Here is a 13,100-nt window from a genome sequence, read left to right as displayed (position 1 = left end):
TCCCCCTATGCCGCAAGGAACAGGCTTGCGTTAACCCATCCTTAACCCCGGCCCGTTAACCATTGCGCGATATCCGGGGAAAAACCATGGTCGCCACCGCCTATTCCGTCGCCTTCGACGGCGTCGAAGCCCGCCTGGTCGAGGTGCAATGCGCCGTCGCCGCGGGTCTGCCCGGCTTTTCCATTGTCGGCCTGCCCGACAAGGCTGTCAGCGAGGCGCGCGAGAGGGTCAAGGCCGCCTTCGGGGCGCTGTCGATCGCCATGCCCAGCAGGCGCGTGACCGTGAACCTCTCGCCCGCCAACCTGCCGAAAGAGGGATCGCATTTCGACCTTCCCATCGCGCTGGCCGTTCTTGCCGCGCTGGAGATCGTGCCCGCGGATGAGGTCGCCCGCTGCGTGGCCTTGGGCGAACTGGCGCTGGACGGGCGGCTGGTGCGGGTCACCGGCGCCCTGCCCGCCGCAATGGCCGCCTCCGAAGACGACCGTGCATTGCTGTGTCCGCGTGAATGCGGACCCGAGGCGGCTTGGGTCGGCTCGGTGCCGGTGCTGGCGGCCGGGACGCTGAAGCAGGTGGTCGATCATCTGACCGACCGCGGCCCCATCACCCCCGCCAGCCCCGGTCTTGTGGGCGATGGCCCGCCTGTTGGCTGTCTGTCCGAAGTGAAGGGTCAGGAACGTGCCAAACGCGCGTTGGAAATCGCGGCCGCCGGTCGCCACCATATGCTGATGGTCGGCCCACCCGGTGCGGGAAAATCCATGCTGGCCGCCCGCATCCCCGGCCTGATGCCGCCGCTGTCGGCGCGCGAGGCGTTGGAGACCTCGATGATCCATTCGCTGGCAGGCACCCTGCCCGATGGCGGCCTGACCCGTCATGCGCCCTTTCAGGAACCCCATCACACGGCATCGGTCCCCGCCATCGTCGGTGGCGGGCGGAGTGCCAAACCCGGCCAGATCAGCCTTGCCCATAACGGCGTGCTGTTCCTTGACGAATTCCCCGAGTTTCCCCGCCAGCTGCTGGATACCCTGCGCCAGCCTATCGAAAGCGGCGAGGTGATGGTCGCCCGCGCCAATGCCCACGTCAGATATCCTTGTCGGTTCCTGCTGGTGGCAGCGGCGAACCCCTGCCGCTGCGGCTATCTGGCCGATCCGGCGCGGGCCTGTTCGCGTGCGCCGGTCTGCGGCGGGGATTACATGTCGAAGATATCCGGCCCGCTGATGGACCGTTTCGACCTGCGGCTGGAGGTGCCGGGCGTCAGCTATCAGGATCTGGACCGCGCCGCAGGTGGGGAAACATCGACGACCGTGGCGGCACGCGTGGCGCAGGCGCGGCAGGTGCAGGCAGAACGCTTCAGGGACCACCCGCAGGTGACGGTCAATGCTGATGCGTCCGGCACCCTGCTGGAGCAGATCGCCGCGCCCGATGATGCCGGACGCGCGCTGATCTCAAAGGCGGCGGAAAAGCTGGGACTGACAGCGCGGGGCTATCACCGCATCCTGCGCAGCGCCCGCACCATCGCCGATCTTGAAGGAGCGGATCAAGTTCGGGTCCACCATCTGGCCGAGGCCATCAGCTATCGCCTGCCTTTCGTCGCGGGCGGTTAACCCTTGTCGGCCACGCGCCGTTCGATCGCTTCCCACATGGCTTCGGCGGCGTTGATGCCATCAAAGCGTTCAAGTTCCTGAATTCCCGTGGGCGATGTCACGTTGATCTCGGTCAGCCAGCCGTCGATGACGTCGATGCCGGTGAAGACCAGCCCCTTTTCACGCAGGACGGGGCCAATGCGCTTGCAGATCTCGTATTCGCGCTCGGTCAGGCCGATCTGTTCGGCGCGACCACCGACATGCATGTTCGAGCGAGCCTCACCCTCCATCGGGACGCGGTTGATCGCGCCCACGGGTTCGCCATCGACCAGAATGATGCGCTTGTCGCCCTCGGTCACCTTGGCCAAATATTTCTGCGCAATCATCGGTTCGCGGTTGATGCCCGCAAAGGTTTCCAGCAGCGACGACAGGTTCGGATCGCCGGGCTTCAGGTGGAAGACCCCCGCACCCCCATTGCCGTAAAGCGGTTTGACGATGATTTCACTGTGGCGTTCGCGGAAGGCGCGGAAGGCGGCCGGATCGCGGGCGATCATCGTGGGCGGCGTCAGGTCGGGGAAATCCAGCACCATCAGCTTCTCGGGGCAGTTCCTGACCCAGAACGGGTCGTTCACAACCAGCGTGTCCGGATGCACCCGGTCCAGCAGATGGGTCGTGGTGACATAGCCCATGTCGAAGGGCGGGTCCTGACGCAGCCAGACGACGTCGAACTCGGTCAGATCAACCTCGGCCCAATCGCCGAAGGTGACGTGGTCGCCCTGCTTGCGGCGCAGGGTGACGGGACGACCGCGGGCAATGACGCGGCCTTCGTCATAGCGCAGCTGGTCGGCGGTATATTGGAACAGCCGGTGGCCGCGGGCCTCGGCCTCCAGCCCGATGCGGAACGTGCTGTCGGCATCGATCGAGACATCCTCGATCGGGTCCATCTGCAAGGCGACGTAAAGGCTCATGCTGCCCCTCCTGAACTTTGGGGATGTTGTGACCTGCGCCTGTGCCGGATGCAAGCCCGTGGCGCCTCAGGTGGCGTCGAAGGCGTTCGGGATCAAGTCGATGCGGCCCATTTCATCGACCAGCGCCGCATCGAAACGCATGGGCGCGTCCTGCCCCAACCCCGCCTGCCCGCAATATTCCTGCGCCGCCTGCATGATCCGCCCCATCTGCGCAGGCAGGATGCGTTGGGCCGCAGCGGCATGGGTGGCGGCGGCCTTGACCTCGACGAAGACCACATCCGGGCCGTCGCGCAGGATCAGGTCGATTTCCGCCCCGGTGCCGCGCCAGCGGGTTTCCAGCACGGTGGCGCCACGCCTCTGATACAGGCGTGCGACCGCTTCCTCGGCCATCTGCCCCGACACCGCCGCGACCTGACCACGACGACTGCGCATCAGCGCTGCCCCGCCAGTGCCAGCGCGCGCTGATAGACATCGCGCTTGGGCAGGCCCAGTTCCTGCGCGGCCTCGCGCGCGGCATCCTTGACGGACATGCTGGCCATGTGGCGCAGGATGACATCGTCCAACTGCGCCTCGCCCACGACGACCTCGCCGGGGCGGTCAAGGACCATGACGACCTCGCCCTTCAGGGTTGCCATGCGGGGGTCGGCGGCCAGATCCTCGGCGGTGCCGCGGATGACCTCTTCGAATTTTTTGGTCAGTTCGCGGGCGATGACGGTCATGCGCTTGGGGTCGATGGCGGCCAGATCGGTTAGTGTGCGGTTCACGCGACGCGGGCTTTCGAACAGGATCAGCGTCGAATCGACCGCAGTCCACGTGCGCAGGAACGTCTGGCGCGCCGTCGCGGTCGATGGCGGAAATCCAAGGAACATGAAGCGATCGCTTGGCAGCCCCGACAGCGACAGCGCCACCAGCGATGATGACGGCCCCGGCAGCGCATGGACACGCGCGCCCGCTTCGGCTGCGTCGACCGCAAGGCGATAGCCGGGATCAGCCACCAGGGGCGTCCCTGCATCCGAACAATAGGCGACGCTGGACCCTTCTGCCAAGGCCGCCAGCAGCGCCGGTCGGGCGCGATCGCCGTTATGATCGTGATAGGCAAGGATGCGACGCCCGCGCAGAGGAATGCCGTGAATGTCCATCAGGTGACGCAGCACGCGGGTATCTTCGGCGGCCAGCATGTCGGCGCTGTTCAGCACGTCCAGCGCCCGCAGGGTGATGTCGCGGGCGGCCCCGATGGGCGTGGCCACCAGATAGAGGCCACCGTCAAGGCGCTTGGCCTCGACATGGGCGGTCAGGCGGCGGGCGGGTTCGGCCTCGGGGCGGTCGTGGCGGTCGGTCATCGAACCCTCCTTGTTGTGCTGTCGCGGGGTGGCGCTGATTGCCAATCACGGGCACAGGTCATAGTCTGCGACCATAAGCGTGCCTCGTATCATCTGACAGGGAAGTTTCACATGTTTGCATCCGCCACAACCCGGCCCGGGCAGGGCCTGCGCCGGGCAGCGATCCGTACGACCGCGGTGATCTCGGCACTGTTCCTTGCCGCCTGCGATCCGGTCGCGATGACCGAACAGGCCAGCGGCCCCGAGATCGGCCAGATGATCGACCCCGGCCAGCCCGTACGCGTGGCTTTGCTGGTGCCCGGCGGCACGCAATCGCAGGAAATGCAGTGGCTGGCCCGCAGCCTGACGAATTCCGCCAAGATGGCGGCGGCGGATGCCCAGGGCGCCAGCATCGATCTGCGCGTCTATGACACCGCGGGATCGGATGCGCAGGCCGTTGCGCAGGCCAATGCGGCGGCAGATGCAGGCGCGCAGGTCATTCTCGGGCCGCTGTTCGCGGGCAACGCGAATGCCGTCGGGAACGCGATGCTGCCGCGCAACATCAACGTGCTGACATTCTCGAACAACACCGAGGTTGCGGGCGGCAACGTCTTCACCCTTGGCAACAGCTTCGACAATATCGCCGACCGGCTGGTGCGCTATGGCGTCAAGCGCGGCAAGAAGAACGTCCTGCTGGTGGCCGAAGACGACGTCGCGGGCCAGCTTGGCGCCCGCGCCATCCAGACCGCCATCGCCCGCAACGGCGCGCGTCTGGCAGGTCGGGTCAACCACCCGGTCTCGATCTCGGGGATCGATGCGGCGACCCCGCGCGTGGCCGAGGCCGTCAAGACGGGCCAGGTCGATTCGATCTTCATGACCGCCAACAATCAGGCCGTTCTGCCTTATCTGACCGAGAACCTGGCCAAGGCCGGTGTGCGCTCGCCCGTGACGCAGATGATGGGGCTGACCCGTTGGGACCAGCCGCGCGACCGTCTGGGCATGCCACAGCTGTCCGAGGGCTGGTTCGCCATCCCCGACCAAGGCCTGCAGCAGCAGTTCGAGGCGCGCTATGCCCAGACCTTTGGCGAGGCGCCCCACCAGCTGGCATCGCTGTCCTATGACGGCGTCGCGGCCATTGCATCCCTGGCCCGCGCGGGCAAGCGCAACGCGCTGACCACCACCGGCCTGACGCAGCCCGCAGGGTTCTCGGGCGTGGCGGGCATCTTCCGGCTGAAGCGTGACGGTACCTCGCAGCGGGGCCTGTCGGTCGCGACCATCCGCGACGGCAATCTGGTCATCCTCGACCCCGCACCGCGCAATGCCCGCGGCTTCGGATCGTAAACTGGGACGGTACGGCAGAACATGACAAGCAACGGCGTCATCGACGGCGCCCCGGAAATGGCCGGGGCGCAGTTTCTTCGTGACGGGGAAGAGCTGCTGCGGGCGCTGGATACGCGCCTGCAGGGCATGACCGAGCCCCGCCAGATCCGCAGCGAGACCGTCGCCATGCTGACGCAGGCGCGGGCCGACGAAATGCAGGCCATCGAGGCCGCCTTCGCCACCCACCCCCGCGCCGCCCGCGAAACGGTGCGCGCCATTGCCAATCTGACCGACCAGATCGTCACCGCGATCCACCACGTCGCCGTGACGATGCTGCACCCCTTGGATGCCCCGTCCGAGGGTGAACGGCTGGCCGTGCTGGCCGTCGGCGGCTATGGCCGGGCGGAAATGGCACCGGCGTCCGATGTCAACCTGCTGTTTCTGACCCCTTGGAAGATCACCGCATGGGCAGAAAGCGTCGTGGAATCGATGCTTTACATGATGTGGGACCTGAAGCTGAAGATCGGCCATTCGATCCGCAGCGTCGATGATTGCCTGCGTCTTGGTGAAGGCGACATGACGATCCGCACCTCGCTGGTGGAACACCGGTTGGTGACGGGCCACGCGCCCTTGGCGCAAGAATTGCGGCAGCGTCTCTGGGACGAGCTGTTCGACCGCACCGTCCCTGAATTCATCGAGGCCAAGCTGGACGAACGCGCTGCGCGCCATGTCCGGCAGGGTGGCCAGCGCTATGTGCTGGAACCCAACGTGAAAGAGGGCAAGGGCTGCCTGCGCGACCTGCAGACCCTTTACTGGATCGCGAAATACATCCACCGCGTCGATCGCGCTGTCGAGTTGGTGGACCTTGGCGTCTTTACCCGCGACGAACATCTGGCCTTTTGGCAGGCCGAGGATTTCCTCTGGGCCGTGCGCTGCCATCTGCATCTGATATCCGGACGTCCGGTGGACGTGCTGTCCTTCGACATGCAGGTCGAGGTCGCCCGTCGCATGGGGTATTCCGACACGACCGCGCGGCGCGGCGTCGAATATTTCATGCAGGATTACTTCCGCCATGCCACACGCGTGGGCGAACTGACCCGCGTCTTTCTGGCCGCGCTGGAAACCCAGCACGTCCGTACCGCTCCCTTCCTTGGGCGGCTGTTCCGTCGCAAGCGCAAGATGAAGCCGGGCTTTGCCGATCAGCAGGGTCGCCTGTCCTATGAATCCGAAACCGGTTTTCTGGCCGACCCCCTGAACCTGCTGCGCATCTTCGAGGAAGCCCTGCGCACCGGCGTGCTGATCCATCCCGATGCCATGCGCCTTGTGGCCGCCAATCTGGATGTCATCGACGACAGGGTCCAATCCGACCCCGAGGCGATCCGCATTTTCATGGACATGCTGCTGAAGCATGGAAGCCCCGAACGCGCCCTGCGGCGCATGAACGAACTGGGCGTGCTGGCGGCCTTCATTCCGGAATTCGAACCGGTGGTGGCAATGATGCAGTTCAACGTCTATCACCATTATACCGTCGACGAACATTCCATCCAGTGCATCGCCGCCCTGGCCGAGATCGAGCGCGGCGAGCACCCCGAAAACCTGCCCCTGTCCAGCCAGATCATCGATGCCGGCGTGAACCGTCGGGTGCTGTATCTGGCCACCCTGCTGCATGATATCGGCAAGGGTCGCCCCGAAGACCATTCGATCCTTGGGGCCCGGATCGCACGACGCATCGCCACGCGGTTCGGCTTCAATCAGGAAGATATCGACACCGTCGAATGGCTGGTGCGCAACCACCTGCTGATGTCGGATGTGGCGCAGAAACGCGACATAAGCGACCCCCGCACCCTGCGTGATTTCGCCAAGGCGGTGAAGACCCGCAAGCGACTGGACATGCTGCTGGTCCTGACGGTCTGTGACATCCGCGGCGTGGGTCCGGGGACTTGGAACAACTGGAAGGCCGCTCTGCTGCGCACGCTGCATCAGGAAACCGCCGCTGCCCTCGAAAACGGGCTGGAGGAGTTGAACCGCGACAAGCGCCAGAACGAAGCCAAGCGGTCGCTGCGTCACATGCTGGTCGCCAAAGGCTGGGAGGCCCGCCAGATCCGCGCCGAGATCGCGCGCCATTACGACGCCTATTGGCCAGGGCTTCCGACGCAGACGCATGCCGTCTTCGCGGAACTGCTGCGCGGCATAGGTCCGGACGAAATCCGCATCGACCTGCGCGCCGATGTGGACCGGGATGCGACACGCACGGCCTTTGTGCTGTCCGATCACCCGGGCATCTTTTCGCGTCTGGCGGGGGCACTGACGCTGACCGGGGCGAATGTCGTTGACGCGCGGACCTATACCACGCGCGACGGCTATGCGACGGCGGTCTTCTGGATCCAGGATGCCGAAGGTCACCCCTTTGCCGAAGACCGCCTGCCCAAGCTGCGCCAGACCATCCTGCGCACGCTCAGCGGTGAAATCGTCGCGCGCGAGGCTTTTGCCAGCCGCGACAAGCCCAAAAAGCGCAACCGGGAATTCAAGTTCCCGACCCATATCACCTTCGACAACGAAGGCAGCGACATCTATACCATCGTCGAGGTGGACACCCGCGACAGGCCCGGCTTGCTCTATGATCTGACGCGGACGCTGGCTGCGAACCACATCCAGATCGTCAGCGCGGTGATCGCCACCTTCGGCGCGCAGGTCGTTGACAGTTTCTACGTCAAGGACATGTTCGGACTGAAATTGCACAGCCCCTCGAAACGCGAGGCGCTGGAAAAGAAACTGCGGACGGCGATCGCCGACGGCGTGAAACGGGCAGAGGCAGAACAGGGATGAAATCCGGACTGGTGCGTGGCTTCCTTGCAGTAGGAAGCTGGACGCTGATTTCGCGTGCGTCGGGCTTTGTGCGCGACATCCTGATGGCGGCATGGCTGGGCACCGGCCCCGTGGCCGAGGCGTTCCTGATCGCCCTGTCGCTGCCCAACATGTTCCGCAGGTTCTTTGCCGAGGGCGCGTTCAACACCGCCTTCGTGCCGATGTTCTCCAAGAAGCTGGAGGATCACCAACAGGCGCAACGCTTTGCATCCGAGGCGTTTTCCGGCCTGCTGGCGGCTGTGCTGGTTCTGTCGGCGGTCGCAATGATCGCCATGCCCGGGCTGGTCTGGCTGATGGCATCGGGATTTGCGGGCGACGAACGCTTTGATCTGGCGGTGGAATACGGGCGGATCACCTTTCCCTATATCCTGCTGATTTCCATGGCGTCGATGATTTCCGGCGTGCTGAACGCCAATGGCCGCTTTACGGCGGCGGCAGCGGCGCCTGTTTTGCTGAACCTGCTGTTCATCGTGGCGATGGGTCTTGGCCGCTGGCAGGGCTGGGATCTGGGGCTGACGCTGGCTTGGGCCACGCCGGTCACGGGCATCGCCCAGTTGGCGCTGGTCTGGTGGGACGCGCATCGCACGGGTTGGACCTTCCGCCCGCGCCGCCCGCGACTGACGCCCGACATGCGCCGCCTGATCGCAGTCGCCCTGCCCGCCGCCTTTGCCGGTGGCGTTGTACAGATCAACCTGCTGGTCGGTCGTCAGGTCGGATCGCGCTTTGATGGAGCGATCGGCTGGCTGTCCTATTCCGACCGCCTGTATCAACTGCCGCTTGGCGTGGTGGGGGCTGCGGTGGCGGTGGTGTTACTGCCGGAACTGGCGCGTCGCATTCGCGCCGATGATCACGCGGGCGGTCAGTCGGCCTATAGCCGCGCGACGGAATTCGGGTTGTTCCTGACCCTGCCTGCCGCCTTTGCCATTGCCGTCATCGCCGAACCGATGGTTTCCACCCTGTTCCAACGCGGCGCCTTTTCCGCCTTCGACACCCAGCAGACAGCGGCGGCGCTGATCGTCTATGCCATCGGCCTGCCGGCTTTCGTGCTGCAAAAGATCCTGCAACCGCTGTTCTTTGCGCGCGAAGATACGCGGACACCGCTGAGGTTCGCGCTGATCTCGATGGTGGTGAACGCGGTGGCGGCCTTCAGCCTGATGCCGTTCCTGGGCTTCCTTGCGGCGGCCTTGGGCACAACCATCGCGGCCTGGGTCATGGTTGCGCAACTGTGGCTGGGCACGCGGGACATGGGTCAGGCAGCGCGGGCCGATGCGCGGCTGGTCCGGGCCTTTCCGCGCATCCTGACGGCCTCGGCGCTGATGGCCACGGCCCTGTGGGGGATGCGCGAATGGCTGGAGGCGGCTGACGCAGGCCGCGGTGTCGGGCTGGCGGTTCTGGTCTTTGGCGGGGCAGCGATCTATTTTTCGCTGGCGTTCATCACCGGGGCCTATCGCCTGTCCGAACTGAAAGCCGCCGTTCGCCGGGGTCAGCGCTGACGCAACTGCGTCAGCGCGCGCCGCACTCCTCCGTCGACCAGCACAAAGCTGAGGCCGAAGCCGGTCACAAATCCTGCGACCTCGGCGATCCAACCGGTCCCGGCACCGCCGAAGATCAGCCCGAAGACCAGCTGGAAGGCCAGCAGCATGCCGATCAGGGTAAAGGCCCGCAGCCGGTTGGCATTCACCGCCGCCAGTTTGGTCCACAGCAGGAAGGTGAACGCCCCGACCAGCCCATAGACCGCCGGATAGCCGCCGATCAGCAGCGATGGCCGCGCCCCGATCACCTGCAGCACCGCCGCATAGATCGCAGCGCCACCGATGGCCGAACCCAGGAACAGCGCCACCACCGCCAGCGGCCGGAACTGCTGGGCAACCAGATTGCCAAGCGCCAGCGTGAAGACCACAACGAACAGCGCATGCGTCAGCGAGGTGTGGACGAAGCTGAAGGACAGCGCGCGATACATCTGGTCCAGATCGACGGCACCCAAGGTCCAGGCCCGCTGGAACAGTTCAGGCGGGAAAGCCGTCATGCGGATCGCATTCAAGCGCATGCCCACGCCTTCGGCACCGCCAATCAGGCCCGCCTGCCCCAAGGCAAAGACCGCCTCGGAGGCGATGACGGGCAGGGTCAGCAACCAGATCACGGGCGGCAACGGGTTCAGCGGGGATTCGGTCAGGCCTTGACGCATGGCGTTTCCTTGGCGGTTGCGGAAGTTTCCCCCAACCGCTAAGCCAGCGGCCAGGAAATTCCAAGGCAGGCCGGTCATGTCCGAACCCATCAACAGCACCTTCCGCCCGCGTATCTTTTCGGGGATCCAGCCCTCGGGCGGGTTGACGCTTGGCAATTATCTGGGCGCGCTGAAGCGTTTCGCGGCCCTGCAAGGCGATCAGGCCGAGACCGCCTATTGCGTGGTCAACCTGCATGCGATCACCGTCTGGCAGGACCCTCAGATTCTGCAATCGCGCACGCGCGAGGCTGCCGCGGCCTTCATGGCGGCGGGCGTGGACCCGGCCCGGTCGATCCTGTTCAACCAGAGCCAAGTCAGTGCGCATGCCGAAATGTCGTGGCTGTTCAACACCGTCGCCCGCGTCGGTTGGATGTACCGGATGACCCAGTTTAAGGATAAGGCGGGCAAGAACAGCGAAAACGCCAGCCTTGGCCTGCTGGCCTATCCGGCGCTGATGGCGGCGGACATCCTGACCTATCAGGCAACAGCCGTTCCCGTGGGTGAGGATCAGAAGCAGCATCTGGAGCTGACCCGCGACATCGCCGCCAAGTTCAACCACGACTATGGCGTGAACCACTTCCCCATCACCGAACCCTTGATCGAAGGGGTGGCCACGCGTGTCATGTCCCTCCGCGACGGGTCGAAAAAGATGTCGAAATCCGACCCTTCGGATGCCAGCCGGATCAATCTGACCGATGATTCCGATGCCATCGCCCAGAAGATCCGCAAGGCGCGCACCGATGCCGACCCCCTGCCCGGCCAGATGGAGGGGCTGAAGGACCGCCCCGAGGCGCGCAATCTGGTCAACATCTATGCCGCGTTGGCCGATGAGACCCCCGATCAGGTGCTGGCCCGTTTCGAGGGTCAGGGCTTTGGCGCGTTCAAGCCCGCTCTGGCCGAAGTCGCCGTCGAGGCGATGGCCCCAATCACCCGCAAGATGTCGGAATATATGGCCGACCCCGCGCAGATCGACGCGGTGCTGGCGGATGGCGCGGAACGTGCGGATGCGATCGCAACCCCGATCCTAGAGCGGACCAAGGATATCATGGGGCTGCTGCGCACGCGCCGCTGATCCGACTCTCTGCCCGAAAAATGTGACCGCTATCCCTCAGGGGTGGCGGTTTTTTCTGTTTTCGCCCTGTTTTAGGTCCTTAGGCTTGCGATCACGGGCAAGTTACGGCTATCAGCCTGTCAAACGACTGGACCCGGTGAGAATCCGGGTGGCTCTTCCGGCCGCCGATCCGCCGGACAAATCGAACCTTGCAAATTGCACGATGGACCCGGCGCGGATTGCGTCGCAACGGTCAGGAACGGATGAATCATGTTTTCAATTGAACAATACAAGCGGGAATGGCTGGGCAATATCCGCCCCGACATCCTGTCAGGTCTGGTGGTCGCGCTTGCGCTGATCCCCGAGGCCATCGCCTTTTCCATCATCGCGGGCGTGGACCCCAAGGTGGGGCTTTACGCCAGCTTTTCGATTGCAGTGATCACGGCGATCACCGGCGGGCGCCCGGGGATGATCTCGGCGGCGACGGCGGCGACGGCGGTCCTGATGGTCACGCTGGTGGCCGACCACGGGCTGCAGTATCTGCTGGCGGCGACGGTGCTGGCCGGTCTGATCCAGATGGGATGCGGACTGCTGAAGCTGGGCTTCGTCATGCGCTATGTCTCGAAATCGGTGATGACCGGTTTCGTCAATGCGCTGGCGATACTGATCTTCATGGCGCAATTGCCCGAACTGGACTTTGCGACGCCCGGGGTGACCTGGTTCACCTATGTGCTGGTCGCGGCGGCCTTGGCGATCATCTATCTGTTCCCCTATGTCACCAAGGCTATCCCGTCGCCGCTGGTGACCATCGTGGTGCTGACCGCACTGGCGATGCTGCTGGGTTGGGACGTGCGGACCGTGGGCGACATGGGCGCCCTGCCCGATACGCTGCCGATCTTCCTGCTGCCCGATGTGCCTCTGAACCTTGAAACGTTGAAGATCATCCTGCCCTATTCGGTCGCGGTGGCGGTCGTGGGTCTGCTGGAAAGTCTGATGACGCAGAACCTGGTGGACGAGCTGACGGACACCAAGACCAACCGCAATCAGGAATGCATCGGTCAGGGCCTTGCCAATACCGCCACCGGCTTTATCGGCGGCATGGCGGGTTGCGCTATGATCGGCCAGTCGATGATCAACGTCAAATCCGGGGGGCGCGGCCGTCTGTCGTCCTTTGTCGCAGGTGTTTTCCTGCTGATCCTGGTTGTGGGCCTTGGCGATCTGGTCAGCCAGATCCCGATGCCTGCATTGGTCGCGATCATGATCATGGTCTCGATCGGGACCTTCAGCTGGTCGTCCATCGCCAACCTGCGCACGCATCCGCGGTCGTCCTCGATCGTGATGCTGGCCACCGTGGCTGTCGTCGTCTGGACGCATAACCTGGCGATCGGGGTGCTGGTCGGCGTGCTGTTGTCGGGCATCTTCTTTGCCGCCAAGATCGCACAGCTGTTCCACGTCCGTTCGACCATCTCGGATGACGGGCGCGAGCGCCGCTATATCATCGAGGGTCAGTTGTTCTATGGCTCGGTCGAGGATTTCATGGCCGCCTTCGACTTTTCCGAGGCGCTGGACCGGGTCATCATCGACGTCAGCGGCGCCCATATCTGGGACATCAGTTCGGTTCAGGCGCTGGACATGGCGATCCTGAAATTCCGCCGCGACGGTGCCGAAGTGCAGCTGATCGGCATGAACGAGGCTTCGGAAACCATCGTCGACAAGCTTGCCGTGCATGACAAGCCCGGCGCGATGGATAAACTGGCAGCGCACTAAGGGGGG

General features: G+C 64.7%; 10 protein-coding genes and 1 other annotated feature. Of the genes, 6 read left to right on the top strand and 4 right to left on the bottom strand.

Going from position 1 to position 13,100, the window contains the following annotated elements; genetic code table 11:
- Positions 1–86 precede the first annotated feature (86 nt).
- Entirely contained in the window at positions 87–1,601 is a 1,515-nt protein-coding gene (locus SJY40_RS05690) for a YifB family Mg chelatase-like AAA ATPase (protein ID WP_378943695.1), read from the top strand.
- Here SJY40_RS05690 and gshB read toward each other — a convergent pair.
- The 3 genes from gshB to rsmI all read right to left on the bottom strand — a co-directional run bounded on the left by gshB (position 1,598) and on the right by rsmI (position 3,888).
- Entirely contained in the window at positions 1,598–2,548 is a 951-nt protein-coding gene (gshB, locus tag SJY40_RS05685) for a glutathione synthase (protein ID WP_378943693.1), read from the bottom strand. The two genes, SJY40_RS05690 and gshB, sit on opposite strands and share 4 nt — an antisense overlap.
- 66 nt (positions 2,549–2,614) lie before the next feature.
- Positions 2,615–2,980 (bottom strand): YraN family protein, encoded by a 366-nt coding sequence (locus SJY40_RS05680; protein ID WP_378943691.1) that lies wholly within the window; start codon positions 2,978–2,980, stop codon positions 2,615–2,617.
- A complete protein-coding gene (rsmI, locus tag SJY40_RS05675) occupies positions 2,980–3,888 on the bottom strand; it encodes a 16S rRNA (cytidine(1402)-2'-O)-methyltransferase (RefSeq protein ID WP_378943689.1) in 909 nt (302 codons plus the stop codon). The genes SJY40_RS05680 and rsmI overlap by 1 nt, the downstream gene beginning before the upstream one ends.
- A 111-nt stretch (positions 3,889–3,999) precedes the next feature.
- On the opposite strand from rsmI, the gene SJY40_RS05670 reads away from it, so the two are divergent.
- Genes SJY40_RS05670 through murJ form a run of 3 tightly spaced genes read left to right on the top strand, consistent with a single transcriptional unit; the run spans position 4,000 to position 9,545 of the window.
- Complete coding sequence (locus tag SJY40_RS05670) at positions 4,000–5,208, top strand: penicillin-binding protein activator (RefSeq protein WP_378943687.1); 1,209 nt, start codon at positions 4,000–4,002, stop codon at positions 5,206–5,208.
- Positions 5,209–5,229: 21 nt separating this feature from the next.
- On the top strand, positions 5,230–8,013 hold the full coding sequence (locus SJY40_RS05665; protein WP_378943685.1) for a [protein-PII] uridylyltransferase: 2,784 nt from the start codon (positions 5,230–5,232) through the stop codon (positions 8,011–8,013).
- Positions 8,010–9,545, top strand: a complete 1,536-nt coding sequence (murJ, locus tag SJY40_RS05660) for a murein biosynthesis integral membrane protein MurJ (RefSeq protein ID WP_378943683.1) — start codon at positions 8,010–8,012, stop codon at positions 9,543–9,545. The genes SJY40_RS05665 and murJ overlap by 4 nt, the downstream gene beginning before the upstream one ends.
- Here the strand turns inward: murJ and SJY40_RS05655 are convergent.
- Positions 9,536–10,237, bottom strand: coding sequence for a rhomboid family intramembrane serine protease (locus SJY40_RS05655; RefSeq protein WP_378943681.1), 702 nt, complete (start codon positions 10,235–10,237; stop codon positions 9,536–9,538). The two genes, murJ and SJY40_RS05655, sit on opposite strands and share 10 nt — an antisense overlap.
- A 76-nt stretch (positions 10,238–10,313) precedes the next feature.
- Here SJY40_RS05655 and trpS point away from each other — a divergent pair, with 76 nt between their 5' ends.
- On the top strand, positions 10,314–11,348 hold the full coding sequence (gene trpS / locus SJY40_RS05650) for a tryptophan--tRNA ligase (protein ID WP_378943679.1): 1,035 nt from the start codon (positions 10,314–10,316) through the stop codon (positions 11,346–11,348).
- 126 nt (positions 11,349–11,474) lie between these two features.
- Positions 11,475–11,530, top strand: a sequence feature (sul1 is cis-regulatory element that is thought to sense ions involved in sulfur or methionine metabolism; They are found in Alphaproteobacteria).
- Between the two features lie 67 nt (positions 11,531–11,597).
- Positions 11,598–13,094: a SulP family inorganic anion transporter gene (locus SJY40_RS05645; protein WP_378943677.1), complete on the top strand. Its 1,497-nt coding sequence runs from the start codon at positions 11,598–11,600 to the stop codon at positions 13,092–13,094.
- The last annotated feature ends 6 nt before the right edge of the window (positions 13,095–13,100 follow it).

This window comes from Paracoccus sp. R86501, from assembly GCF_042466435.1.
In the GTDB taxonomy this organism is placed as follows: domain Bacteria; phylum Pseudomonadota; class Alphaproteobacteria; order Rhodobacterales; family Rhodobacteraceae; genus Paracoccus.
The sequence above is the reverse complement of the archived record's forward strand: the minus strand, read 5'-3'. Positions and strand labels throughout refer to the sequence as shown.

Excerpts from the sequence above, each read along its gene's own strand:
- SJY40_RS05665 (WP_378943685.1), top strand. The coding sequence starts at position 5,230 with ATGACAAGCAACGGCGTCATCGACGGCGCCCCGGAAATGGCCGGGGCG.
- SJY40_RS05690 (WP_378943695.1), top strand. The coding sequence starts at position 87 with ATGGTCGCCACCGCCTATTCCGTCGCCTTCGACGGCGTCGAAGCCCGC.
- SJY40_RS05655 (WP_378943681.1), bottom strand. The coding sequence starts at position 10,237 with ATGCGTCAAGGCCTGACCGAATCCCCGCTGAACCCGTTGCCGCCCGTG.
- SJY40_RS05670 (WP_378943687.1), top strand. The coding sequence starts at position 4,000 with ATGTTTGCATCCGCCACAACCCGGCCCGGGCAGGGCCTGCGCCGGGCA.
- rsmI (WP_378943689.1), bottom strand. The coding sequence starts at position 3,888 with ATGACCGACCGCCACGACCGCCCCGAGGCCGAACCCGCCCGCCGCCTG.
- SJY40_RS05645 (WP_378943677.1), top strand. The coding sequence starts at position 11,598 with ATGTTTTCAATTGAACAATACAAGCGGGAATGGCTGGGCAATATCCGC.
- murJ (WP_378943683.1), top strand. The coding sequence starts at position 8,010 with ATGAAATCCGGACTGGTGCGTGGCTTCCTTGCAGTAGGAAGCTGGACG.
- trpS (WP_378943679.1), top strand. The coding sequence starts at position 10,314 with ATGTCCGAACCCATCAACAGCACCTTCCGCCCGCGTATCTTTTCGGGG.
- SJY40_RS05680 (WP_378943691.1), bottom strand. The coding sequence starts at position 2,980 with ATGCGCAGTCGTCGTGGTCAGGTCGCGGCGGTGTCGGGGCAGATGGCC.
- gshB (WP_378943693.1), bottom strand. The coding sequence starts at position 2,548 with ATGAGCCTTTACGTCGCCTTGCAGATGGACCCGATCGAGGATGTCTCG.